Below are 25,385 nucleotides of genomic sequence, written 5' to 3'. Positions count from 1 at the left end.
GGATATCCCCTGAGTTTGAAAGCCGGATGAGGCAAAAACAATCCGACATTGTACCGGTCGAGCGTTCAGTTATCCACATGTGGACACGTTAGGAACCATGACAAAACAGCCATTTATCGACCAAAACGACTTCGCCGCACTGTGCATAAGACCTGTGGATAAGCGACCATGAGGGCTATGCACAACCCTAGGTCGTAGTCTGTTGATAACTCTACTGTGGGTAAGTACCATTTTAATCCACAGCTTTCGACCACGATGAAAACAAGCGCAGCACCGGTTGAGAACAAAGTTTTAAAACTCTGTACATGGCGAATTTTGTGGCCTGCAGAAGGTTATCCACAGAAGGTTATCCACCTAATATCTATAAGTTCTTCAGAAAAGCTTTTTATATGTCTCTTCTTTTTTTTCATGTTGTCCCCGATTCGTCTGTCCGATCAAGCATCCCGTCGAGGATGGACGAGCAAGCACCGTCCATCACACGCCCTATAGGGAAAGGCTGGTTGGAAATTGACCTATGGGCTTGCTTTCTCTAGAATCGCCGGTCTCTTAAAAAGGGGGCCATCCCGGCCCGTCGTCGACAAACCAGGTAACACGCCATGAAACGTACTTTCCAACCAAGCACCATCAAGCGCGCCCGCACCCACGGTTTCCGTGCCCGTATGGCTACCAAAAACGGCCGCGCCGTTCTGTCGCGTCGTCGTGCCAAAGGCCGTAAGCGTCTGGCCATTTGATTTTTCGGCACAGGTGGTGAGTCAGGACTTCAGTCGGGAAAAGCGACTGCTTACACCCCGACACTTCAAAGCGGTCTTCGACTCCCCAACCGGCAAGGTTCCAGGGAAAAACCTGCTGATCCTTGCTCGCGAGAACGGTCTCGATCACCCTCGTCTCGGCCTGGTGATCGGCAAGAAGAGCGTCAAGCTCGCCGTTCAACGCAACCGCCTCAAGCGCTTGATGCGCGATTCCTTTCGCCTGAACCAGCAGTTGCTTGCCGGGTTGGACATCGTGATCGTCGCGCGCAAGGGATTGGGTGAGATAGAAAACCCGGAATTGCACCAACACTTTGGCAAACTCTGGAAACGTCTGGCGCGCAGCCGGCCAACTCCAGCAGTCACCGCCAATTCCGCAGGGGTAGACAGTCAAGATGCGTAAACTGGCACTCGTTCCGATCCAGTTTTACCGTTACGCCATTAGTCCTCTGATGGCCAACCACTGTCGTTTTTTCCCCAGTTGCTCCTGTTACGCTTATGAAGCCATCGAAAACCATGGCGTCTGGCGTGGTGGGTGGCTGGCCGTTCGTCGCCTGGGGCGTTGTCATCCGTGGAATGACGGCGGTTTCGACCCCGTTCCACCCGCTCCTTCCTCCCGAACTTCTTCGATAGCCGAGTAATCATGGATATTAAACGCACGATCCTGATCGCCGCGCTGGCAGTCGTGTCCTACGTCATGGTCCTGAAGTGGAACGATGACTACGGCCAGGCTGCCCTGCCGACTCAGAATACTGCTGCCAGCACTGTTGCGCCGGGCTTGCCCGATGGCGTGCCGGCCGGTAACAACGGCGCCAGCGCCGATGTGCCGAGCGCCAACGCCGAATCGAGCCCTGCCGAACTGGCACCGGTCGCACTCAGCAAGGACCTGATCCGAGTCAAGACCGACGTTCTGGAACTGGCTATCGATCCGGTCGGTGGTGACATCGTCCAGTTGAACCTGCCGAAGTACCCACGCCGTCAAGACCACCCGAACATTCCGTTCCAGTTGTTCGACAACGGTGGTGAGCGTGTTTACCTGGCCCAAAGCGGTCTGACCGGTGCCAACGGCCCGGATGCCCGCGCCAGCGGCCGCCCGCTGTATGCCGCCGAGCAGAAGAGCTACCAGCTGGCCGACGGCCAGGAACAACTTGTGGTCGACCTGAAGTTCAGCGACAACGGAGTCAACTACATCAAGCGCTTCAGCTTCAAGCGCGGTGAGTACGACCTGAATGTCAGCTACCTGATCGACAACCAGAGCGACCAGGCCTGGAGCGGCAACATGTTTGCCCAGCTCAAGCGCGACGCCAGCGGCGATCCGTCCTCGAGCACTGCCACTGGCACCGCCACCTACCTGGGCGCAGCCCTGTGGACAGCTTCCGAGCCTTACAAAAAGGTCTCGATGAAGGACATCGACAAAGGTAGTTTGAAAGAAAATGTGTCCGGCGGCTGGGTTGCATGGCTGCAGCACTACTTCGTAACCGCCTGGATTCCGGCCAAGTCGGACAACAACGTTGTCCAGACTCGCAAGGACAGCCAGGGCAACTACATCATCGGCTACACCGGCCCGGCCCTCAGCGTCCCTGCTGGTGGCAAGGTCGAAACCAGCGCCATGCTGTACGCCGGCCCGAAGATCCAGTCCAAGCTGAAAGAGTTGTCCCCAGGCCTGGAACTGACCGTCGACTACGGCTTCCTGTGGTTCATCGCCCAGCCAATCTTCTGGCTGCTGCAACATATCCACAGCCTGCTGGGTAACTGGGGCTGGTCGATCATCGTGCTGACCATGCTGATCAAAGGCCTGTTCTTCCCGCTGTCGGCTGCCAGCTACCGCTCCATGGCGCGTATGCGTGCTGTTGCGCCCAAGCTCGCCGCGCTGAAAGAACGCTTCGGTGACGATCGCCAGAAGATGTCCCAGGCGATGATGGAGCTGTACAAGAAAGAGAAGATCAACCCGCTGGGCGGCTGCCTGCCGATCCTGGTGCAGATGCCGGTATTCCTGGCCCTGTACTGGGTACTGCTGGAAAGCGTAGAAATGCGCCAGGCCCCATGGATGCTGTGGATTACCGACCTGTCGATCAAGGATCCGTTCTTCATCCTGCCGATCATCATGGGCGCCACCATGTTCATCCAGCAGCGCCTGAACCCGACGCCGCCGGATCCGATGCAGGCCAAGGTGATGAAAATGATGCCGATCATCTTCACCTTCTTCTTCCTGTGGTTCCCGGCTGGTCTGGTGCTGTACTGGGTTGTGAACAACTGCCTGTCGATTTCGCAGCAGTGGTACATCACTCGCCGTATCGAAGCAGCCACCAAAAAAGCTGCTGCTTGACGGGCTAGTACGCTAGCCTGTGAATAAAAAACGCCCCCTAGTGGGGCGTTTTTGCTATCTGTCGTTTTTGTCGTAGAGGCTTTCGAGCATGAACACTGTGCGTGAAACCATCGCCGCCATCGCTACCGCCCAAGGCCGCGGTGGTGTGGGTATTGTCAGGTTGTCCGGCCCTTTGGCCAGCAAGGCCGGGCAGTTGATCACCGGTCGTACGCTGACCCCTCGCCATGCCCATTACGGCCCGTTCCGCGACGATGAAGGGCTGGTGCTTGACGAGGGGATTGCGTTGTTCTTCCCGGGGCCGAACTCGTTCACCGGCGAAGATGTGCTCGAACTCCAAGGCCACGGTGGCCCGGTGGTCCTGGACATGCTGCTGCAGCGCTGTGTACAAGTTGGCTGTCGTCTGGCCCGCCCGGGTGAATTCAGCGAACGCGCGTTCCTCAACGACAAGCTCGACCTGGCCCAGGCCGAAGCCATTGCCGACCTGATCGAGGCCAGCTCCAGCCAGGCGGCACGTAACGCCCTGCGCTCACTGCAGGGGGAATTCTCCAAGCGTGTGCACAGCCTGACCGAGGCGCTTATCGCCCTGCGCATCTACGTCGAGGCAGCAATCGACTTCCCCGAAGAGGAGATCGACTTCCTCGCCGATGGCCACGTCCTGTCGATGCTCGATGCAGTGCGCGGCGAGTTATCCACCGTACAACGTGAGGCCGGGCAGGGTGCCCTGCTGCGTGACGGGATGACGGTGGTCATCGCCGGGCGGCCGAATGCCGGCAAGTCGAGCCTGCTTAACCAGCTGGCTGGTCGGGAAGCCGCCATTGTCACCGACATCGCCGGCACCACACGGGACATCCTGCGCGAACATATCCACATCGACGGTATGCCGCTGCACGTGGTCGATACCGCCGGTTTGCGTGATACCGATGACCATGTGGAAAAGATCGGCGTAGAACGGGCCCTGAAGGCCATTGGCGAGGCCGATCGTGTGTTGCTGGTGGTCGACTCCACCGCGCCCGAGGCCAGCGACCCGTTTGCCTTGTGGCCCGAGTTTCTCGATCAGCGGCCCGACCCTGCCAAGGTCACGCTGATTCGCAACAAGGCCGACCTGAGTGGCGAGCGGGTGGCGCTGGAACAGTGCGATGACGGCCATGTGACCATCACCCTCAGTGCCAAGGGCGACGACACTGGGCTGCAACTGCTGCGCGACCATCTGAAGGCATGCATGGGTTACGAACAGACGGCGGAGAGTGGTTTCAGTGCCCGCCGGCGGCACCTGGATGCCTTGCGCCAGGCCAGCGAGCACCTGGAGCACGGCCGTGCACAGTTGACCTTGGCGGGCGCGGGAGAGCTGCTGGCAGAAGACTTGCGCCAGGCACAGCATGCCCTGGGGGAAATTACCGGGGCGTTCAGCTCGGATGACCTGCTGGGGCGCATTTTCTCCAGCTTCTGCATCGGCAAGTAATCCACAGCCACGATAGGCCAAGGCCGCTCCTTCGGGAGCGGCTTTTTTTTGCCTCAAATTCATTGCAGGAGATGACCACAGTGAGGTCAACAGCGCACCTGTGGGCGCGGGCATGCCCGCGAAGACGCCAGTACAACCGCTAGATCTCTATGGCTGGGCCAACGCTTTTGCGGAAAACCAGCTGTCGCCTTGTCCGCATCTGTCCCGAACTTGAGTATTTTTTCATCCACAACCTGAAAACTGCGCTCAGGAGCCCTGTGGAAAACCCATCTTCAGCTCAGTTGATAAGCAGGCTTTTTTCCTGAGGAGAAATCCGCCTGTGGGTAAATAGCCATTTCATCCACAGGCTAAATGACGTTATCCATAGCCCTCATGGCACTCCAGACACAGGGTTTAATTTCTTTCTACACAGCGCCATTCAAGGCCTACAGAGCTTTATCCACAGATATGGTTGTGCATAAGAATAAACATAAAAACAAAGCTTTTATAAATTTCTTCTTGTTGATTTCTGTTGTCTGCCACTCATCCACAGACTGGTCAAAATTTGCTCAGACGGTTTCTTTAAAGGGGGTGAAGTCCCTATACTTGTCGGCTTACCTTCTCTATTCGCAAAAACAGGCACGAGGTGCGTGGTGGATTTCCCTTCCCGTTTTGAAGTGATCGTCATCGGCGGCGGCCATGCCGGTACCGAGGCTGCGCTTGCGTCTGCACGCATGGGTGTGAAAACCCTGCTGCTGACCCATAACGTGGAAACCCTCGGTCACATGAGCTGCAACCCCGCCATTGGCGGTATTGGCAAAAGCCATCTGGTCAAAGAGATCGATGCCCTCGGCGGCGCCATGGCGCTGGCCACCGACAAGAGCGGCATCCAGTTCCGCGTTCTGAACAACCGCAAGGGCCCGGCGGTACGCGCCACCCGTGCGCAGGCCGACCGCGCCATCTACAAGGCGGTGGTGCGTGAAATCCTGGAAAACCAGCCGAACCTGTGGATATTCCAGCAGTCCTGCGACGACCTGATCGTCGAGCAGGACCAGGTCAAGGGCGTAGTTACCCAGATGGGTTTGCGTTTCTTCGCCGAATCGGTGGTACTGACCACTGGTACTTTCCTCGGCGGGCTTATCCACATTGGTCTGCAAAACCATTCCGGTGGCCGTGCCGGTGATCCACCCTCGATCGCCCTGGCCCACCGCATGCGTGAACTGCCGCTGCGCGTCGGCCGCCTGAAAACCGGGACTCCGCCACGCATCGATGGGCGCTCTGTGGATTTCTCGGTGATGACCGAGCAGCCAGGTGATACGCCGATCCCGGTCATGTCCTTCATGGGCAATGCCGAAATGCACCCACGGCAGGTGAGCTGCTGGATTACCCATACCAATGCGCGTACCCACGAGATCATCGCCTCGAACCTCGATCGTTCGCCGATGTACTCGGGTGTGATCGAAGGCGTCGGTCCGCGCTACTGCCCATCGATCGAAGACAAGATCCACCGGTTCGCCGACAAGGAAAGCCACCAGGTGTTCATCGAGCCTGAAGGCCTGAACACCCATGAGCTGTACCCCAACGGTATTTCCACTTCGCTGCCGTTCGACGTGCAGCTGGAGCTGGTGCGTTCGATCCGCGGCATGGAAAACGCCCACATCGTCCGCCCGGGCTACGCCATCGAGTACGACTACTTCGACCCGCGTGACCTCAAGTACAGCCTCGAGACCAAAGTCATCGGTGGCCTGTTCTTCGCCGGGCAGATCAACGGCACCACCGGTTACGAAGAAGCCGGTGCCCAGGGCCTGCTGGCCGGGACCAACGCCGCATTGCGCGCACAGGGCCGCGAAAGCTGGTGCCCGCGCCGCGACGACGCCTACATCGGCGTACTGGTCGACGACCTGATCACCCTGGGTACCCAGGAGCCGTACCGCATGTTCACCTCACGTGCCGAGTACCGCCTGATCCTGCGCGAAGACAACGCCGACCTGCGCCTGACCGAGAAAGGCCGTGAACTGGGCCTTATCGACGATCAGCGCTGGGCCGCCTTCTGCGCCAAGCGTGACGGCATCGAGCGTGAGGAACAGCGCCTGAAGTCGACCTGGGTGCGGCCGAACACCGAACAAGGCCAAGCCATTGTGGATAAGTTCGGCACGCCGCTCAGCCACGAATACAGCCTGCTGAACCTGTTGGCGCGCCCGGAAATCGACTACGCCGGGCTGATCGAGGCGACCGGCGGTGACGCGATCGATCCACAGGTCGCTGAGCAGGTCGAGATCCGCACCAAGTACGCGGGCTACATCGACCGCCAGCAGGATGAAATCGCTCGCCTGCGCGCCAGCGAAGACACCCGCCTGCCTGTGGATATCGACTACACGACGATTTCCGGCCTTTCCAAGGAGATCCAGGGCAAGCTTGGCCAGACCCGCCCGGAAACCCTGGGCCAGGCTTCGCGCATCCCAGGCGTGACCCCGGCGGCGATTTCCCTGTTGCTGATTTACTTGAAAAAACGCGGCGCTGGCCGCGAATTGGAGCAAAGCGCTTGAGTTCCCTGGTCACCCCGCAACACGCTGAAGAGTTGTCCACAGGCGCGCGCCAGCTCGGTGTCGAGCTGAGCGCCGAGCAGCACGAGAAACTGCTTGGCTACCTGGCCCTGTTGATCAAATGGAACAAAGCCTACAACCTCACGGCCGTGCGCGACCCGGACGAGATGGTGTCGCGCCATCTGCTCGACAGCCTGAGCGTCATGGCGTTTATCCACAGCGAGCGTGACAACTGGCTGGATGTCGGCAGTGGCGGTGGCATGCCGGGTATTCCGTTGGCTATCCTGCATCCGCACAAGCGCGTGACGGTGCTGGACTCCAACGGCAAGAAGACCCGCTTCCTGACCCAGGTGAAAATGGAGCTCAAACTGGACAACCTCACGGTTATCCACAGCCGGGTCGAAGCCTTCCAGCCGGCGCAGCCGTTCGACGGAATCATCTCCCGCGCTTTCAGCAGCATGGAGAACTTCACCAACTGGACCCGCCATCTGGGCGACACCGGGACGCAATGGCTTGCAATGAAGGGGCTGCATCCTGCCGATGAACTGGTAGCATTGCCCGCAGACTTCACAGTGGAAAGCGAACAGGCCCTGACCGTTCCAGGTTGCCAGGGCCAGCGCCATCTGCTGATACTGCGCCGCAAGGCATGACTGGGAACACGCGCATCAATGGCTAAGGTATTCGCAATCGCGAACCAGAAAGGTGGTGTAGGCAAGACCACCACCTGTATCAATCTCGCCGCCTCGCTGGCCGCGACCAAGCGTCGTGTGCTGCTGATCGACCTCGATCCGCAGGGCAACGCCACCATGGGCAGCGGTGTGGACAAGCACGAGCTCGAGCACTCGGTCTACGACCTGCTGATCGGGGAATGCGACCTGGCCCAGGCCATGCATTACTCCGAGCACGGTGGGTTCCAGTTGCTGCCGGCCAACCGCGACCTGACCGCCGCCGAGGTGGTGCTGCTGGAAATGCAGGTCAAGGAGAGCCGTCTGCGCAACGCACTGGCGCCCATCCGTGAGAACTACGACTACATCCTCATCGACTGCCCGCCGTCGCTGTCGATGCTCACGCTTAACGCCCTGGTCGCTTCCGATGGCGTGATCATCCCCATGCAGTGCGAGTACTACGCACTGGAAGGCCTCAGCGACCTTGTGGATAACATCAAGCGCATCGCCGCCCGGTTGAACCCGGAGCTGAAGATCGAGGGCTTGCTGCGGACCATGTACGATCCTCGCCTGAGCCTGAACAACGATGTTTCGGCGCAGCTGAAGGAACACTTTGGCCCGCAGCTGTACGACACGGTCATTCCGCGCAATATTCGCCTGGCCGAGGCCCCCAGCTTCGGCATGCCGGCCTTGGCCTACGACAAGCAATCGCGCGGCGCGCTGGCTTATCTGGCCCTGGCCGGGGAACTGGTTCGCCGTCAGCGCCGTCCATCACGCACTGCACAAACAACTTAAGGAATCCGTATGGCCGTCAAGAAACGGGGTCTCGGACGTGGGTTGGATGCACTGCTCAGTGGTCCTTCCGTCAGCGCGCTCGAAGAGCAGGCTGTGAAGATCGACCAGAAAGAACTGCAACACCTGCCGGTCGAGCTGATCCAGCGTGGCAAGTACCAGCCGCGTCGGGACATGGACCCGGAGGCGCTGGAAGAGCTCGCGCATTCGATTCGCAGCCATGGCGTCATGCAACCGATCGTGGTCCGCCCGATTGGCGACAACCGCTTCGAGATCATCGCCGGTGAGCGCCGCTGGCGCGCGACCCAGCAGGCCGGCCTGGACACGATCCCGGCCATGGTCCGCGAAGTGCCCGATGAAGCCGCCATTGCCATGGCGCTGATCGAGAACATCCAGCGCGAAGACCTCAACCCGCTGGAAGAGGCCATGGCCCTGCAGCGTCTGCAGCAGGAATTCGAGCTCACCCAGCAACAGGTGGCCGACGCCGTGGGCAAGTCGCGGGTCACCGTGGCCAACCTGCTGCGCCTGATCACCTTGCCGGAGGCGATCAAGACCATGCTCGCCCACGGTGACCTGGAGATGGGCCACGCACGCGCATTGCTCGGCCTGGACGAAAACCGTCAGGAGGAGGGGGCGCGTCATGTTGTCGCACGTGGTCTCACCGTGCGCCAAACCGAGGCACTGGTTCGTCAGTGGCTCAGTGACAAGCCTGATCCGGTCGAACCAAGCAAACCTGATCCGGATATCGCACGCCTTGAACAGCGGCTCGCAGAGCGGCTGGGATCGGCCGTCCAGATCCGTCATGGGAACAAGGGCAAGGGCCAGTTGGTTATTCGTTACAACTCGCTTGACGAGTTGCAAGGCGTGCTTGCTCACATCCGCTGAAACAATTCCTGTTGTAGCGCGCAGTCGGAAATCACTACGAAGAGTTGAATAGGGGTTAATCCACCCCTATACTCTGCGCGCATTTTGTCGGCACAAATTATGCCAAGTCATAGCTGACTTGTTGGTCGACTTACGAGGAGCAGTTGTGATGGAAATCCGCACGCCAAACCGCCTGCCTTTCCATCGCTGGGCGGTTTTTCCGGTACTGCTGGCTCAATTCGTCGTACTGCTGCTGGCAACCCTGGTGTTGTGGCAGTGGAAAGGGGCGGTCAGTGGATATTCAGGCCTTTGCGGAGGTTTGATTGCGTGGCTGCCCAATGTGTATTTCGCCTGGAAGGCTTTTCGCTTCAGCGGAGCTCGGGCAGCACAAGCCATCGTCAAGTCGTTCTACGCTGGCGAGGCAGGCAAGATGATTTTGACGGCAGTGCTTTTTGCACTGACCTTCGCAGGAGTGAAGCCACTGGCGCCGTTAGCAGTATTCGGCGTCTTCGTGTTGACCCTTTTGGTCAGCTGGTTCGCGCCCCTGCTGATGAATAAAAGACTTTCGAGACCTTAGGGCGTTTGAGGCAACCATGGCAGCAGAAACCGCTTCGGGCTATATCCAGCACCACTTGCAGAACCTGACCTACGGTCAACTACCAGACGGCAGCTGGGGCTTTGCCCATTCGGCTGCAGAAGCCAAGGCAATGGGCTTCTGGGCGTTCCACCTGGACACCCTGGGTTGGTCCGTCGCGCTGGGTCTGATCTTCCTGTTCATTTTCCGCATGGCGGCAAAGAAGGCGACTTCCGGCCAGCCTGGCGGTCTGCAGAACTTCGTGGAAGTGATGGTCGATTTCGTCAACGGCAGCGTGAAGGACTCCTTCCACGGCCGTAGCCCGGTAATCGCACCGCTGGCACTGACCATCTTCGTCTGGGTATTCCTGATGAACGCCGTCGACCTGGTACCGGTCGACTGGATTCCTCAGCTCGCCATCCTGATTTCCGGTGATCCGCACATTCCGTTCCGCGCCGTGTCGACCACCGACCCGAACGCGACCCTGGCCATGGCCTTCAGCGTGTTCGCCCTGATCATCTTCTACAGCATCAAGGTCAAGGGCCTGGGCGGCTTCATCGGTGAACTGACCCTGCACCCGTTCGGCAGCAAGAACATTTTCGTGCAGATCCTGCTGATTCCGGTCAACTTCCTGCTCGAATTCGTCACCCTGATCGCCAAACCGATCTCGCTGGCACTGCGTCTGTTCGGCAACATGTATGCCGGCGAACTGGTGTTCATCCTGATCGCGGTCATGTTCGGCTCCGGCCTGCTGTGGCTCAGCGGCCTGGGTGTGGTGCTGCAATGGGCGTGGGCTGTGTTCCACATCCTGATCATCACCCTGCAAGCTTTCATCTTCATGATGCTGACCATCGTCTACCTGTCGATGGCGCACGAAGATAACCATTAAGACCGCCTGGCGTGTCTGATAGCCTTCCCCGCCTGTTCGGGGGGAGGGCTTAAAAAGTCCGCAAGGGCAGCTGTACTCACGATTTGTTTTACCGCTTCAAACTAAAAACCTAACCAATACGACGTAAAAGTCGGGAGGAAAGATGGAAACTGTAGTTGGTCTGACCGCTATCGCTGTTGCTCTGCTGATCGGCCTGGGTGCTCTGGGTACCGCCATTGGTTTCGGCCTGCTGGGCGGCAAATTCCTGGAAGGCGCTGCTCGTCAACCAGAAATGGTTCCGATGCTGCAGGTCAAAATGTTCATCGTTGCCGGTCTGCTCGACGCCGTAACCATGATCGGTGTTGGTATCGCTCTGTTCTTCACCTTCGCGAATCCGTTCGTTGGTCAGATCGCCGGCTAATCACTCGTCACCACGAGTTGATGGCTGTATGAATTAAGACCGAGCGAGGTGTTGGCGTGAACATTAATGCAACCCTGATTGGCCAATCCGTTGCTTTCCTGATTTTTGTACTCTTCTGCATGAAGTACGTATGGCCTCCGGTCATCACTGCTCTGCAAGAGCGCCAAAAGAAGATTGCCGACGGTTTGGACGCTGCCAACCGCGCAGCTCGCGACCTGGAGCTGGCCCAAGAGAAAGCGGGTCAGCAACTGCGTGAAGCTAAAGCACAGGCAGCCGAAATCATTGAGCAAAGCAAGAAACGCGCTGCTCAGCTTGTCGAGGAAGCCCGTGAACAGGCCCGCGTCGAAGCTGACCGTGTGAAGGCTCAGGCTCTGGCCGAGATCGAACAGGAACTGAACAGCGCTAAAGACGCCCTGCGTGCCCAAGTGGGTGCTCTGGCCGTTGGCGGTGCTGAAAAGATCCTTGGCGCCACAATCGATCAAAACGCGCATGCGGAGCTGGTTAACAAACTGGCCGCTGAAATTTAAGCGAGGGCGATCATGGCAGAACTGACCACGTTGGCCCGACCTTACGCTAAGGCTGCCTTTGAGCATGCCCAGGCCCATCAGCAACTGGCCAATTGGTCAGCCATGCTCGGCCTGGCTGCTGCGGTGTCGCAAGACGACACCATGCAGCGCCTGCTCAAGGCCCCGCGACTGACGAGCGCAGAAAAGGCCGCCACGTTCATTGACGTGTGCGGTGACAAGTTCAATGCACAGGCACAGAATTTCATTCATGTTGCCGCGGAAAACGACCGTCTCCTGCTTCTGCCGGAGATTGCCGCTCTGTTTGACCTGTACAAGGCCGAGCAAGAGAAATCCGTGGACGTGGAAGTCACCAGTGCCTTCGCGTTGAACCAAGAACAGCAAGACAAACTCGCCAAGGTTCTCAGTGCACGGTTAGGCCAGGAAGTGCGCCTGCACGCGTCGGAGGATGCCAGCCTGATTGGCGGCGTCGTCATCCGCGCTGGTGACCTGGTAATCGATGGCTCTGTTCGCGGCAAAATCGCGAAACTGGCCGAAGCATTGAAATCTTGAGTTTGAAGGGGCAGCAGAGCAATGCAGCAACTCAATCCTTCCGAAATTAGTGAAATCATCAAGGGCCGCATCGACAACCTCGATGTGAGCTCCCAAGCCCGTAACGAAGGTACCGTTGTTTCGGTTTCCGACGGTATCGTGCGGATCCACGGTCTGGCCGACGTCATGTACGGCGAAATGATCGAGTTCCCGGGCGGCGTCTACGGCATGGCCCTGAACCTGGAGCAAGACTCCGTAGGTGCAGTGATCCTGGGTGCCTACGACACCCTCGCCGAAGGCATGAGCGCCAAGTGCACCGGCCGCATCCTGGAAGTTCCGGTTGGTAAGGAACTGCTGGGTCGCGTCGTCGACGCACTGGGCAACCCGATCGACGGCAAAGGTCCTCTGGGCAACACCCAGACCGACGCGGTCGAGAAAGTAGCTCCAGGCGTGATCTGGCGTAAGTCGGTAGACCAGCCTGTACAGACTGGCTACAAATCCGTCGACGCCATGATCCCTGTCGGCCGTGGCCAGCGTGAGCTGATCATTGGCGACCGTCAGATCGGCAAGACCGCCATGGCCATCGACGCCATCATCAACCAGAAAGACTCCGGTATTTTCTGTGTTTATGTAGCTGTCGGCCAGAAGCGTTCCACCGTTGCCAACATCGTTCGCAAGCTGGAAGAAAACGGCGCCCTGGCCAACACCATCGTGGTTGTTGCCAGTGCTTCGGAATCCGCCGCACTGCAATTCCTGGCGCCATACGCCGGTTGCACCATGGGCGAGTTCTTCCGTGACCGCGGTGAAGACGCTCTGATCGTTTACGATGACCTGTCCAAGCAGGCCGTTGCCTACCGTCAGATCTCCCTGCTGCTGCGCCGTCCACCAGGACGTGAAGCGTACCCAGGCGACGTGTTCTATCTCCACTCCCGTCTGCTGGAGCGTGCATCGCGCGTTTCGGAAGAGTACGTCGAGAAGTTCACCAACGGTGCTGTCACTGGCAAAACCGGTTCCCTGACCGCTCTGCCGATCATCGAAACCCAGGCTGGCGACGTTTCCGCGTTCGTTCCGACCAACGTGATTTCCATCACCGACGGTCAGATCTTCCTGGAATCGGCCATGTTCAACTCGGGCATCCGCCCTGCAGTGAACGCCGGTGTTTCGGTATCCCGCGTAGGTGGTGCCGCTCAGACCAAGATCATCAAGAAGCTGTCCGGTGGTATTCGTACCGCGCTGGCTCAGTACCGTGAACTGGCTGCATTCGCCCAGTTCGCGTCCGATCTGGACGAAGCGACCCGCAAGCAGCTGGAGCATGGTCAGCGCGTTACCGAGCTGATGAAGCAGAAACAGTACGCGCCAATGTCCATCGCGGACATGGCACTGTCGCTGTACGCCGCTGAGCGTGGCTTCCTGACCGACGTAGAAGTCTCCAAGATCGGCAGCTTCGAGCAAGCACTGATCGCCTTCTTCAACCGTGATCACGCTGAACTGATGGCGAAGATCAACGTGAAGGGTGACTTCAACGACGAAATCGACGCAGGCCTGAAAGCCGGTATCGAGAAGTTCAAGGCCACCCAGACCTGGTAAGCCGCAGCGGGGACCCTGGCCCCCGCTTGCTAACCTGATAGGTGATACATGGCAGGCGCAAAAGAGATTCGCAGTAAGATTGCGAGCATCAAAAGCACGCAAAAAATTACCAGCGCCATGGAGAAAGTGGCGGTCAGCAAGATGCGCAGGGCACAAATGCGCATGGCTGCTAGCCGTCCTTACGCGGAGCGTATCCGCCAGGTGATCGGTCATCTGGCCAACGCCAACCCGGAATACCGCCACCCGTTCATGATCGAGCGCCCTGTAAAGCGCGCCGGTTATATCGTGGTGAGCAGTGACCGTGGTCTGTGCGGTGGCTTGAATACCAACCTGTTCAAGGCCTTGGTCAAGGACATGAGCGCAAACCGCGAACAGGGCGTGGAAATCGACCTGTGCGTGATCGGCAGCAAGGGTGCGACTTTCTTCCGCATCTTTGGCGGCAACGTCGTAGCAGCGATCAGCCACTTGGGCGAAGAGCCATCGATCAACGATCTGATCGGCTCCGTCAAAGTGATGCTGGACGCCTACCTGGACGGCCGTATCGATCGCCTCTCCGTGGTTTCGAACAAGTTCATCAACACCATGACCCAGAAGCCAACGGTCGAGCAATTGGTACCGTTGGTGGCAACCCCGGATCAGGATCTCAAGCATCACTGGGATTACCTGTACGAACCCGACGCAAAAGAGCTGCTGGACGGCTTGATGGTGCGTTACGTGGAGTCGCAGGTATACCAGGCGGTGGTCGAGAACAACGCTGCTGAACAAGCGGCCCGGATGATCGCCATGAAGAACGCCACAGACAACGCCGGTGATTTGATCAAAGAGCTTCAGTTGATCTACAACAAGGCGCGTCAGGCTGCGATCACCCAGGAGATCTCGGAAATCGTCGGCGGCGCTGCCGCGGTTTAACGGTTCAAAAATTCAGAGGATCCAGCTATGAGTAGCGGACGTATCGTTCAAATCATCGGCGCCGTCATCGACGTGGAATTCCCACGTGATGTCGTGCCGAGTGTATACAACGCGCTGAAAGTACAAGGCGCGGAAACCACCCTGGAAGTTCAGCAGCAGCTGGGCGACGGCGTGGTTCGTACCATTGCGATGGGCTCCACCGAAGGCCTGAAGCGCGGTCTGGAAGTCGTTGACTCCGGCGCTGCCATTTCCGTTCCTGTTGGTAAGGCCACCCTGGGCCGTATCATGGACGTACTGGGCAACCCGATCGACGAAGCCGGCCCGATCGGTGAAGAAGAGCGTCGCGGTATCCACCAGCCAGCGCCTTCGTTCGCTGACCAGGCAGGCGGCAACGACCTGCTGGAAACCGGCATCAAGGTTATCGACCTGGTTTGCCCGTTCGCCAAGGGTGGTAAAGTTGGTCTGTTCGGTGGTGCCGGTGTCGGCAAGACCGTAAACATGATGGAACTGATCCGTAACATCGCCATGGAACACAGCGGTTACTCCGTGTTCGCTGGTGTGGGTGAGCGTACTCGTGAGGGTAACGACTTCTACCACGAGATGAAGGACTCCAACGTTCTCGACAAAGTAGCACTGGTCTACGGTCAGATGAACGAGCCACCAGGAAACCGTCTGCGCGTAGCGCTGACCGGCCTGACCATGGCTGAGAAGTTCCGTGACGAAGGTAACGACGTTCTGCTGTTCGTCGACAACATCTATCGTTACACCCTGGCCGGTACCGAAGTATCCGCACTGCTGGGCCGTATGCCTTCGGCAGTAGGTTACCAGCCGACCCTGGCTGAAGAGATGGGCGTTCTGCAAGAGCGCATCACCTCCACCAAGGAAGGTTCGATCACCTCCGTTCAGGCTGTATACGTACCTGCGGACGACTTGACCGACCCGTCGCCAGCGACCACCTTCGCCCACTTGGACGCCACCGTCGTTCTGTCCCGTGACATCGCCTCCCTGGGTATCTACCCAGCGGTCGATCCACTGGACTCGACTTCGCGCCAGCTGGACCCGAACGTGATCGGCAACGAGCACTACGACACCGCTCGTGGCGTTCAGTATGTTCTGCAGCGCTACAAAGAGCTGAAGGACATCATTGCGATCCTGGGTATGGACGAACTGTCCGAGACCGACAAGCAACTGGTAGCCCGCGCTCGTAAGATCCAGCGCTTCCTGTCGCAGCCGTTCTTCGTGGCCGAAGTCTTCACCGGTTCGCCAGGCAAGTACGTTTCCCTGAAAGACACCATCGCTGGCTTCAGCGGCATCCTCAAAGGTGACTACGACCACCTGCCAGAACAAGCGTTCTACATGGTCGGCAGCATCGACGAAGCGATCGAGAAAGCCAAGAAACTGTAATTCCTGCGCCCCGCAAGGGGCGCTATCAGGTTGAGGCAAGCAGATGGCTATGACAGTCCATTGCGATATCGTCAGCGCGGAAGGAGAAATTTTCTCCGGTCTGGTCGAGATGGTGGTTGCGCACGGTAACCTGGGTGATCTTGGTATCGCTCCAGGCCACGCGCCGCTGATCACCAATCTGAAGCCAGGTCCGATTACGCTGACCAAGCAGGGTGGCGCCCAAGAGGTGTTCTACATCTCTGGTGGTTTCCTCGAGGTTCAGCCGAACATGGTCAAGGTGCTTGCCGATACCGTGCAACGTGCTGCAGACCTGGATGAAGCGCAAGCTCAGGAAGCCCTCAAGGCTGCCGAGAACGCCCTGAATCTGAAAGGCGCGGACTTCGACTACAGTGCCGCCGCCGCACGTCTGGCCGAGGCCGCAGCCCAGCTGCGTACCGTCCAGCAAATGCGCAAAGGCAAGTAATCGGCCTCGGCTGATAACTTCTGTTGCGATTGAGTAAAAGGGTAGCCTCGGCTACCCTTTTTCTTTTTCTGATTTTTCTCCCCCCGGTCTTTCACTGACCGCCCAGGATTGGTAGCCAGTAATGTCACTCGATATCGTTATTCTCGCCGCCGGCCAAGGCACCCGTATGCGTTCGGCGCTGCCCAAGGTGCTGCACCCGGTAGCCGGCAACTCCATGCTCGGCCATGTTATCCACAGCGCGCGCCAGCTGCAGCCGCAAGGTATTCACGTGGTCATTGGTCATGGTGCCGAGCTGGTTCGCGAGCGCCTGGCCGCTGACGACCTGAACTTCGTCATGCAGGAAAAACAGTTGGGTACCGGCCATGCGGTAGCCCAGGCACTGCCGGCCGTGACCGCCGACACCGTGCTGGTGCTGTACGGTGATGTACCGTTGATCGAAGTGGAGACCCTGCAACGTCTGTTGGCCAAGGCCAATGACCAGCAGCTGGGCCTGCTTACGGTCACGCTTGACGACCCGACCGGCTATGGCCGCATCGTGCGTGACGAGCAAGGCCAGGTGACTGCCATCGTTGAGCACAAGGACGCCAACGACGCGCAGAAAGCGATCAAGGAAGGCAACACCGGTATTCTGGCCCTGCCAGCCGCGCGCCTGGCCGACTGGATGGGCCGCCTGTCGAACAACAACGCCCAAGGCGAGTACTACCTGACCGACGTCATCGCCATGGCAGTGGCCGACGGCCTGGTGGTAGCCACTGAACAGCCACATGACCCGATGGAAGTGCAGGGCGCCAACGATCGTCGTCAGCTGTCCGAGCTGGAGCGTCACTACCAGCTGCGTGAAGGCCGCCGCCTGATGGCCCAGGGTGTGACCCTGCGGGACCCGGCGCGCTTCGATGTACGGGGGGAAGTGACCGTTGGTCGTGATGTGCTGATCGACATCAACGTGATTCTCGAAGGCAAAGTGGTCATCGAGGACGATGTGCAAATCGGCCCTAACTGCGTCATCAAGAACACCACCCTGCGCAAAGGCGCGGTGGTCAAGGCCAACAGCCACCTTGAAGGCGCCGTGATGGGCGAGGGCAGCGATGCCGGCCCGTTCGCCCGCTTGCGCCCTGGCAGCGTGCTGGACGCCAAGGCCCATGTGGGTAACTTCGTCGAACTGAAAAACGCCCACCTGGGTGAAGGCGCCAAGGCCGGTCACCTGACTTACCTGGGCGATGCTGAAATCGGTGCACGCACCAATATTGGCGCTGGCACCATCACCTGCAACTACGATGGCGCCAACAAGTTCAAGACAGTGATGGGCGAGGACGTGTTCATCGGCTCGAACAACTCGCTGGTGGCGCCTGTGGAAATCAAGGCCGGCGCGACCACCGCAGCCGGTTCGACCATCACCCAGACCGTTGAAGCCGCCGACCTGGCTGTGGGTCGTGCGCGCCAGCGCAATATCTCTGGCTGGAAGCGGCCGGAGAAAATCAAGAAGAGCTGAGTTATTCACAGCTGTTCGATCAAAAGCCGACTTATGTGAATAAGTCGGCTTTTTTATTGGCCGATCGGTGACAGGTGTAGGACCGCGCCAAATCTGACGAAACTATCCACAGGGCAGCAACTGCTTGACGAAACGAGCGTCTTAGGTTTTGATTGCAACCATTATCTTTCGAAACGAAACTTAAGCGCGAATGTCGAAACGAAATACACCCCAGCGGCGGCACAATATCCTGGCTTTGCTCAGCGAGCAGGGTGAAGTGAGCGTGGACGCCTTGGCCAAGCGTTTCGAAACGTCTGAAGTGACCATTCGCAAAGACCTCGCCGCCCTCGAAACCAACGGCCTGTTGCTGCGGCGCTATGGCGGTGCGGTACCGGTGCCGCAAGAACTGCTCGGTGAGCCGGCCCAGCCTGTGTCTTCCTACAAGAAGGCCATTGCGCGTGCCGCCGTCGGGCGTATCCGCGAACATGCGCGCATCATAATCGACAGCGGCAGCACCACGGCAGCCATGATCCCCGAACTGGGGCGCCAGCCCGGCCTGGTGGTGATGACCAACTCGCTGAACGTGGCCCGAGCCATCTGCGACCTCGAACACGAGCCGGTGCTGCTGATGACCGGTGGCACCTGGGACCCCCATTCCGAGTCGTTCCAGGGCCAGGTGGCCGAGCAGGTATTACGCTCTTACGATTTTGATCAGCTGTTCATTGGCGCCGACGGCATCGACCTGGGCCGGGGTACCACCACCTTCAACGAGCTGCTCGGGCTTAGCCGCGTCATGGCCGAAGTCGCCCGTGAAGTGATCGTGATGGTCGAGTCGGACAAGGTGGGGCGCAAGATCCCCAACCTTGAGCTGCCCTGGGGCAGCGTGCACACCCTTATTACAGACGAACGCCTGCCCGCAGCGGCACGCGAACAAATTCAAGCTCGCGGCATCAACCTGATCTGCGCCGCGATCAGCCAGGAGCAATAAAACATGTGTGGAATCGTTGGTGCCGTCGCCGAGCGCAATATCACAGCCATCCTGATCGAAGGTCTCAAGCGTCTTGAGTACCGCGGGTACGACAGCGCCGGTCTTGCCGTGCTCACCCAGAGCGGTGAACTGCAGCGCCGCCGCCGCATCGGCAAGGTCAGCGAGCTGGACGCTGCTGTAGCAGCCGACCCACTGGCCGGCCAGCTGGGCATCGCCCACACCCGTTGGGCTACCCACGGTGCGCCAACCGAAGGCAACGCCCACCCGCACTTCTCGGGCGATGAAGTGGCTGTGGTGCACAACGGCATCATCGAAAACCACGAAGAGCTTCGTGAAGAGCTCAAAGGCCTGGGCTACGTCTTCAATTCGCAGACCGACACCGAAGTCATCGTCCACCTGATCCACCACACCCTGAAGAGCATCCCGGACCTGGCCGATGCCCTGAAAGCCGCTGTGAAGCGCCTGCATGGCGCCTACGGCCTGGCACTGATCAGTGCCAAGCAGCCTGACCGCCTGGTGGCTGCACGCAGCGGCAGCCCGCTGGTCATCGGCCTGGGCCTGGGTGAAAACTTCCTGGCGTCCGACCAGTTGGCCCTGCGCCAGGTCACCGACCGCTTCATGTACCTGGAAGAAGGCGACATCGCTGAAATCCGCCGTGACCAGGTCACCATCTGGGACCAGGAAGGCAACAAGGTCCAGCGCGAAACCGTGCAGTACCATGAAGGTGCCGAAGCTGCCGACAAGGGCAACTATCGCCACTTCATGCTCAAGGAAATCCACGAGCAGCCAAGCGTTGTTCAGCGCACCCTGGAAGGCCGCCTTGGCAAGGATAACGTGCTGGTCCAGGCTTTCGGCCCGAAGGCTGCCGACCTGTTCGCTAAAGTGCGCAACGTGCAGATCGTTGCCTGTGGTACCAGCTACCACGCCGGTATGGTCGCCCGTTACTGGCTCGAAAGCCTGGCTGGTATCCCGTGCCAGGTGGAAGTGGCCAGCGAATTCCGTTACCGCAAGGTGGTGGTGCAGCCGGATACCCTGTTCGTCTCCATCTCGCAGTCTGGCGAAACCGCCGACACCCTGGCCGCGCTGCGTAACGCCAAGGAGCTGGGCTTCCTCGGCAGCCTGGCAATCTGCAACGTGGGCATCAGCTCGCTGGTGCGTGAGTCGGACCTGACCCTGCTGACCTTGGCCGGCCCGGAAATCGGTGTGGCCTCGACCAAAGCCTTCACCACTCAGCTGGTGTCGCTGATGCTGCTGACCCTGGCCCTGGGCCAAGTCCGCGGTACCCTGGAAGAGGGCGTCGAAGCCGAGCTGGTTGAAGAGCTGCGTCGCCTGCCGACCCGCCTGGGTGAAGCCCTGGCCATGGACGCTACTGTCGAGAAAATCGCCGAGCTGTTCGCCGACAAGCACCACACCCTGTTCCTCGGCCGTGGTGCACAGTACCCGGTGGCGATGGAAGGTGCGCTCAAGCTCAAGGAAATCTCCTACATCCACGCCGAAGCCTACCCGGCCGGCGAGCTGAAGCACGGCCCGCTGGCACTGGTGGATAACGACATGCCGGTGGTTACCGTTGCCCCGAACAACGAACTGCTGGAAAAGCTGAAATCCAACCTGCAGGAAGTGCGTGCCCGTGGTGGCGAGTTGGTAGTGTTCGCCGACGAGCATGCTGGCATGACCAATGGTGAAGGCACTCACGTGATCAAGGTTCCGCACATCGCCGATGCGCTGGCGCCGATCCTGTACACCATTCCACTGCAGCTGCTGTCGTACTATGTGGCCGTGCTCAAAGGCACCGACGTGGACCAGCCGCGTAACCTGGCCAAGTCGGTTACTGTCGAATAACCGACGCTGATTGTCCGGTTCGAAAGCCCTCCACAAGGAGGGCTTTTTTCTTTCTGATGCCTAGTAAACAGCGCGCCCAGACATACGATTCGGCAGCATCAACCTGGCGGCTCCGCTCAGATCTGCATCGCCATGCCGTCCACATTCATCGCTGCCTGGCGCAAGGCCTCGGAGCGGGTCGGGTGGGGGTGGCAGGTCAGGGCAATGTCTTCTGCCGAGGCCGAGAACTCCATAGCCACGCAGAACTCACCGATCATCTCGCTGACGCTTGGGCCCACCAGGTGCACACCCAGCACTTCATCGGTTTGGGCATCGGCGATGACTTTGGCGAAGCCTTCGGTCTCGTGGTTGATCTTGGCGCGGCTGTTGGCGGTGAAGGGGAACTTGCCTACTTTATAAGCACGCCCTTCGGCTTTGAGCTGCTCTTCGGTCTTGCCCACGGTGGCCAGCTCCGGGCGGGTGTAGATCACGCCAGGGATGAGGTTGTAGTTGACCTCGTGGGGCTTGCCAGCAATGCGCTCGATGCAGGCTACCGCTTCGTCTTCGGCCTTGTGCGCCAGCATTGGGCCGGAAGTGACGTCACCAATCACCCACACACCGGGCACTGAAGTGCGGTGGTGTTCGTTGCCGAGCATGCCGCGCTTGTCGGTTTCCAGGCCCACGCTTTCAAGGTTCAGCCCCTTGGTATAAGGGCGGCGGCCGATAGCCACCAGCACGTAATCGGCCTGCAGCGATTCTGCGGTGCCGCCGGCAGCAGGCTCCAGCGTCAGGCTCACGCCATCGGCACTTGCAGTGGCTTGGGTCACTTTGCTGCCCAGCTTGAACCCCATGCCTTGCTTGGCGAGTGCCTTTTGTAGGGTTTTGGCGGTTTCCGTGTCGGTACCTGGGCAGATGCGATCAAGGTATTCGATAACGGTCACCTGGCTACCCAGGCGACGCCATACCGAACCCAGCTCAAGGCCGATCACCCCGGCACCGATGACCACCAAGTGCTTGGGCACTTGCGGCAAGGACAGCGCACCGGTCGAGTCGATGATGCGATGGTTATCGATGGTCACCCCTGGCAGAGGGGTAGGCTCGGAGCCGGTGGCGATGACCACATCCTTGGCTTGCAGCGCAGTTTCGCTGCCATCTTCAGCCTTGACCACAACCTTGCCGATGCCGTCCAGGCGGCCCCAACCTTTGATCCAGTCGACCTTGTTCTTGCGGAACAGGTATTCGATGCCTTTGGTCAGGCCGGTCACGCTCTCGTCCTTCTGTTTCATCATCTGGGCGAGGTTGAGGGTGGGCTTTACTTCGATACCGAGGTGGGCGAACTCGTCCCCGCTGGCGGCTTCATACAGCTCGGAAGCGTGCAACAGTGCTTTGGATGGCATGCAGCCGACGTTCAGGCATGTGCCGCCCAAGGTCGAGCGGCCTTCCACGCAGGCAACGCTCAGGCCCAGCTGGCCAGCGCGGATGGCTGCGTTGTAGCCGCCAGGGCCACCGCCGATGATCACCACGTCATAGGATTTCATGGGTTCAACTCCAGGATGTAGAAGCGCGAGAGGGGCACAAGGTTAAGCTGAGATGCAAGAATTGTATACAATCTGCTGCGCGTATAAGACCCGTTGGTTCTAGACCTTGGTCTCGTTTAGAGGAAACATCTCACCAATGAACTACTCTGATCCGGCGACGTTCGAAATTTAAGGCGTCGTAGTCAAACACGGATAGGAGGGTTGTTCATGCTCGCGCAACTTCCACCTGCACTGCAGAGCCTGCATCTGCCGCTGCGGCTGAAATTGTGGGACGGTAACCAGTTCGATCTGGGGCCTAGCCCGCAGGTCACCATCCTGGTCAAAGAGCCCCAGTTGATCAGCCAGTTGACGCACCCGAGCCTGGAGCAGTTGGGCACCGCGTTCGTCGAAGGCAAGCTGGAGCTGGAAGGCGACATCGGTGAAGCCATCCGGGTATGCGATGAACTGAGCGAGGCGCTGTTACCTGATTTCGAAGAAGCTCCGCCGGCGCGGCTTGCCCATGACAAAAGCACTGACGCTGAAGCCATCTCCTATCACTATGATGTTTCCAACGCGTTCTACCGGCTGTGGCTGGATCAGGACATGGCGTATTCGTGCGCTTACTTTCGCGAGCCTGATAACACGCTCGATCAGGCACAGCAGGACAAGTTCGACCACCTGTGTCGCAAGTTGCGCCTGAATGCCGGCGACTACCTGCTGGACGTTGGCTGTGGTTGGGGTGGCCTTGCGCGCTTCGCTGCACGTGAATATGACGCCAAGGTATTCGGCATCACCTTGAGCAAGGAGCAGCTCAAGCTCGGTCGGCAGAGGGTCAAGGCCGAAGGCTTGGCCGACAAGGTCGACCTGCAGATTCTCGACTACCGAGACCTGCCTCAGGATGGCCGCTTCGACAAGGTTGTCAGCGTTGGCATGTTCGAGCATGTCGGGCATGCGAACCTGGCGCTGTATTGCCAGAAACTGTTCGGCGCCGTGAGGGAAGGGGGGCTGGTGATGAACCACGGCATCACCGCCAAGCACATCGATGGACGCCCGGTCGGGCGTGGTGCAGGTGAGTTCATCGACCGCTACGTGTTCCCCCATGGCGAGCTACCTCACCTGTCGATGATCAGCGCCAACATCTGTGAAGCGGGGCTGGAGGTGGTAGACGTGGAAAGCCTGCGCCTGCACTACGCCAAGACCCTGCACCACTGGAGCGCCAACCTTGAGAACCAGTTGCATAAGGCGGCGGCGCTGGTGCCGGAAAAGACTCTGCGCATCTGGCGTCTGTACCTTGCAGGTTGTGCATATGCCTTTGAGAAGGGCTGGATCAACCTGCACCAGATCTTGGCAGTGAAGCCTTATGCGGATGGCCACCACGATCTGCCTTGGACGCGCGAAGACCTGTATCGCTAAGCATGTAGATGCGGATTTTGTGGGAGCGGCCTTGTGTCGCGAAAGGGCCGCTCCCATACCCAGACTGCTTAGCTTAAAGAATTGGCGAAATCAGCCGTGCAATCCGCATCCCCAATTGCTGCAGTCGATGAGTGTCGAGGCTGTCCTCCGCAGTAATTTCCCGCGATTGTTCAAAGTCGTTGATCAGCATGTGCTCGACCTGGTCTGCGAAGCTGCGGTCGACGGTCAGCAGGGTGATCTCGAAATTCAGACGGAACGAGCGGTTGTCCAGGTTGGCGCTGCCGATCGCGCTGACATCATCATCCACCAGCACCACCTTCTGATGCAGGAAGCCCGGCTGATAGCGGAACATGCGTACACCTGCGCGCACCGCTTCGAAGGCGAACAGGCTGGAGGCGGCATAGACCACCCGGTGGTCTGGCCGCGACGGGATCAGCACTCGCACATCGACCCCACGCAGGACCGCCAGGCGCAAGGCGGCGAACACTGCCTCGTCAGGGATGAAGTAAGGGCTGGTGATCCACACCCGTCGGGTAGCTGAATGAATTGCTTCGAGGAAGAACAGCGAGCAGGTTTCCTGCGGGTCGGCCGGGCCGCTGGCCAAGGCCTGGCATAGCACCCCGTTATCTGGGTAGGTATCCGGCAGGATCAGCGGCGGCAGCTGGCGCGTGGCCCAGTACCAATCCTCGGCGAACGACTCCTGCAGACAGGCCAGCACCGGCCCGCCGATCTGTACATGGGTGTCGCGCCAGGGGGAAAGTTTCGGGTGCTCACCGAGGTATTCGTCACCTACGTTGTGCCCACCAATGAAACCCAGCAGGCCGTCCACTACCACGATCTTGCGATGGTTGCGGAAGTTCACCTGGAAGCGGTTGAACCATCCGCGGCGAGTGGCGAAGGCATGAATCTGTACGCCGCCGTCGCGCAGCTGCTGGCTGTATCTGGCTGGCAAGGCATGGCTGCCAACGCGGTCATACAGCACGAACACCTGCACTCCTTCGGCAGCCTTGCGTAACAGCAGCTGCTGTAATGCCTTGCCGAGGGTGTCGTCATGGATGATGAAGAACTGCACCAGTACCACGTCGCGGGCTTTGTCGATGGCGGCGAAGATGGCATCGAACGTGGCTTTGCCATCGATCAGCAACTTCACCTGGTTGTTCGCCAGGCAGGGCATGCGCCCCAGTTTTGGCATTGCGCGCAGGGCTGCATAGCTTTCTGATTCACGGGCGGTCAGGGCTTCTTCCACCCAGGGCCGCCAGTTGAGATTGGCCATGGCCACGTGCATTTCCTGGTTGGCCTGGCGCCTGGCCTTGATGTAGGCATAGAACGAGCGGGCGCCGAAGACCAGGTAGGGGATCAAGGTAAGGTAGGGGATGAAGAACAAGGGCATGGCCCAGGCGATTGCACCTTGGGCGGTACGCACGGTGAAGATTGCGTGCAGTGCGGCGACGATACCCAGTAGGTGAATCAGTCCGAGTAGGTAACCAAAAAAGTAGGGGCTGTGGTAGTCCATATGCATCCTGCTT

The 25,385-nt window shown here is 59.3% G+C and carries 24 protein-coding genes; 22 read left to right on the top strand and 2 right to left on the bottom strand.

The window, feature by feature from the left end:
* The first annotated feature begins 596 nt into the window (after nt 1-596).
* From rpmH to glmS, 21 genes are all read left to right on the top strand, one after another.
* On the top strand, nt 597-731 hold the full coding sequence (gene rpmH, locus MRBLPB4O_RS27690) for a 50S ribosomal protein L34 (protein WP_003253163.1): 135 nt from the start codon (nt 597-599) through the stop codon (nt 729-731).
* A gap of 13 nt (nt 732-744) precedes the next feature.
* Nucleotides 745-1,149: a ribonuclease P protein component gene (gene rnpA, locus MRBLPB4O_RS27685; protein WP_003253166.1), complete on the top strand. Its 405-nt coding sequence runs from the start codon at nt 745-747 to the stop codon at nt 1,147-1,149.
* A complete protein-coding gene (gene yidD / locus MRBLPB4O_RS27680) occupies nt 1,142-1,387 on the top strand; it encodes a membrane protein insertion efficiency factor YidD (RefSeq protein WP_080642832.1) in 246 nt (81 codons plus the stop codon). The genes rnpA and yidD overlap by 8 nt, the downstream gene beginning before the upstream one ends.
* A gap of 2 nt (nt 1,388-1,389) precedes the next feature.
* Nucleotides 1,390-3,072: a membrane protein insertase YidC gene (yidC, locus tag MRBLPB4O_RS27675; RefSeq protein ID WP_016502301.1), complete on the top strand. Its 1,683-nt coding sequence runs from the start codon at nt 1,390-1,392 to the stop codon at nt 3,070-3,072.
* An 88-nt stretch (nt 3,073-3,160) separates the two neighbouring features.
* Nucleotides 3,161-4,531 (top strand): tRNA uridine-5-carboxymethylaminomethyl(34) synthesis GTPase MnmE, encoded by a 1,371-nt coding sequence (mnmE, locus tag MRBLPB4O_RS27670; protein WP_049275249.1) that lies wholly within the window; start codon nt 3,161-3,163, stop codon nt 4,529-4,531.
* A 632-nt stretch (nt 4,532-5,163) separates the two neighbouring features.
* Nucleotides 5,164-7,056: a tRNA uridine-5-carboxymethylaminomethyl(34) synthesis enzyme MnmG gene (gene mnmG, locus MRBLPB4O_RS27665; protein WP_341797173.1), complete on the top strand. Its 1,893-nt coding sequence runs from the start codon at nt 5,164-5,166 to the stop codon at nt 7,054-7,056.
* Nucleotides 7,053-7,703, top strand: a complete 651-nt coding sequence (gene rsmG / locus MRBLPB4O_RS27660) for a 16S rRNA (guanine(527)-N(7))-methyltransferase RsmG (RefSeq protein WP_016502298.1) — start codon at nt 7,053-7,055, stop codon at nt 7,701-7,703. Before mnmG ends, rsmG begins: the two co-directional genes overlap by 4 nt.
* Before the next feature lie 18 nt (nt 7,704-7,721).
* Entirely contained in the window at nt 7,722-8,513 is a 792-nt protein-coding gene (locus tag MRBLPB4O_RS27655) for a ParA family protein (protein WP_016502297.1), read from the top strand.
* Between the two features lie 9 nt (nt 8,514-8,522).
* Nucleotides 8,523-9,395: a ParB/RepB/Spo0J family partition protein gene (locus MRBLPB4O_RS27650; RefSeq protein ID WP_016502296.1), complete on the top strand. Its 873-nt coding sequence runs from the start codon at nt 8,523-8,525 to the stop codon at nt 9,393-9,395.
* Between the two features lie 148 nt (nt 9,396-9,543).
* The gene (locus MRBLPB4O_RS27645) at nt 9,544-9,951 is read left to right on the top strand and encodes a F0F1 ATP synthase subunit I (RefSeq protein ID WP_008092225.1); all 408 of its coding nucleotides are present in this window, start codon (nt 9,544-9,546) and stop codon (nt 9,949-9,951) included.
* A 16-nt stretch (nt 9,952-9,967) separates the two neighbouring features.
* A complete protein-coding gene (gene atpB, locus MRBLPB4O_RS27640; protein ID WP_016489912.1) occupies nt 9,968-10,837 on the top strand; it encodes a F0F1 ATP synthase subunit A in 870 nt (289 codons plus the stop codon).
* 142 nt (nt 10,838-10,979) lie between these two features.
* Entirely contained in the window at nt 10,980-11,237 is a 258-nt protein-coding gene (atpE, locus tag MRBLPB4O_RS27635) for a F0F1 ATP synthase subunit C (protein ID WP_003097235.1), read from the top strand.
* A gap of 56 nt (nt 11,238-11,293) precedes the next feature.
* A complete protein-coding gene (locus tag MRBLPB4O_RS27630; RefSeq protein WP_003253189.1) occupies nt 11,294-11,764 on the top strand; it encodes a F0F1 ATP synthase subunit B in 471 nt (156 codons plus the stop codon).
* 12 nt (nt 11,765-11,776) lie between these two features.
* Entirely contained in the window at nt 11,777-12,313 is a 537-nt protein-coding gene (locus tag MRBLPB4O_RS27625) for a F0F1 ATP synthase subunit delta (RefSeq protein WP_003253191.1), read from the top strand.
* 21 nt (nt 12,314-12,334) lie between these two features.
* A complete protein-coding gene (gene atpA / locus MRBLPB4O_RS27620) occupies nt 12,335-13,879 on the top strand; it encodes a F0F1 ATP synthase subunit alpha (RefSeq protein ID WP_012274911.1) in 1,545 nt (514 codons plus the stop codon).
* 48 nt (nt 13,880-13,927) lie between these two features.
* Nucleotides 13,928-14,788 carry a F0F1 ATP synthase subunit gamma gene (atpG, locus tag MRBLPB4O_RS27615; protein WP_016502295.1) on the top strand — a complete coding sequence of 287 codons (861 nt, stop codon included), beginning with the start codon at nt 13,928-13,930 and terminating at the stop codon, nt 14,786-14,788.
* 27 nt (nt 14,789-14,815) lie between these two features.
* Nucleotides 14,816-16,192, top strand: a complete 1,377-nt coding sequence (gene atpD / locus MRBLPB4O_RS27610) for a F0F1 ATP synthase subunit beta (protein WP_016502294.1) — start codon at nt 14,816-14,818, stop codon at nt 16,190-16,192.
* A 43-nt stretch (nt 16,193-16,235) separates the two neighbouring features.
* A complete protein-coding gene (locus MRBLPB4O_RS27605; RefSeq protein ID WP_041167946.1) occupies nt 16,236-16,655 on the top strand; it encodes a F0F1 ATP synthase subunit epsilon in 420 nt (139 codons plus the stop codon).
* A gap of 121 nt (nt 16,656-16,776) precedes the next feature.
* Nucleotides 16,777-18,144: a bifunctional UDP-N-acetylglucosamine diphosphorylase/glucosamine-1-phosphate N-acetyltransferase GlmU gene (gene glmU / locus MRBLPB4O_RS27600; RefSeq protein ID WP_043199910.1), complete on the top strand. Its 1,368-nt coding sequence runs from the start codon at nt 16,777-16,779 to the stop codon at nt 18,142-18,144.
* A 190-nt stretch (nt 18,145-18,334) separates the two neighbouring features.
* Complete coding sequence (locus tag MRBLPB4O_RS27595; RefSeq protein WP_012274906.1) at nt 18,335-19,111, top strand: DeoR family transcriptional regulator; 777 nt, start codon at nt 18,335-18,337, stop codon at nt 19,109-19,111.
* A gap of 3 nt (nt 19,112-19,114) precedes the next feature.
* On the top strand, nt 19,115-20,950 hold the full coding sequence (gene glmS, locus MRBLPB4O_RS27590) for a glutamine--fructose-6-phosphate transaminase (isomerizing) (protein WP_341797172.1): 1,836 nt from the start codon (nt 19,115-19,117) through the stop codon (nt 20,948-20,950).
* 116 nt (nt 20,951-21,066) lie between these two features.
* On the opposite strand, the gene lpdA is transcribed toward glmS, so the two are convergent.
* Nucleotides 21,067-22,467, bottom strand: coding sequence for a dihydrolipoyl dehydrogenase (gene lpdA, locus MRBLPB4O_RS27585; protein ID WP_341797171.1), 1,401 nt, complete (start codon nt 22,465-22,467; stop codon nt 21,067-21,069).
* A gap of 207 nt (nt 22,468-22,674) precedes the next feature.
* Between lpdA and cfaB the strand changes: the two genes are divergently transcribed.
* On the top strand, nt 22,675-23,859 hold the full coding sequence (cfaB, locus tag MRBLPB4O_RS27580) for a C17 cyclopropane fatty acid synthase CfaB (protein WP_341797170.1): 1,185 nt from the start codon (nt 22,675-22,677) through the stop codon (nt 23,857-23,859).
* Between the two features lie 73 nt (nt 23,860-23,932).
* On the opposite strand, the gene cls is transcribed toward cfaB, so the two are convergent.
* Nucleotides 23,933-25,372: a cardiolipin synthase gene (cls, locus tag MRBLPB4O_RS27575; protein WP_016502288.1), complete on the bottom strand. Its 1,440-nt coding sequence runs from the start codon at nt 25,370-25,372 to the stop codon at nt 23,933-23,935.
* Nucleotides 25,373-25,385 lie beyond the last annotated feature (13 nt).

Source organism: Pseudomonas sp. LPB4.O (genome assembly GCF_038383825.1).
GTDB lineage: Bacteria > Pseudomonadota > Gammaproteobacteria > Pseudomonadales > Pseudomonadaceae > Aquipseudomonas > Aquipseudomonas putida.
This window is presented reverse-complemented; position numbering and strand designations above follow the sequence as displayed.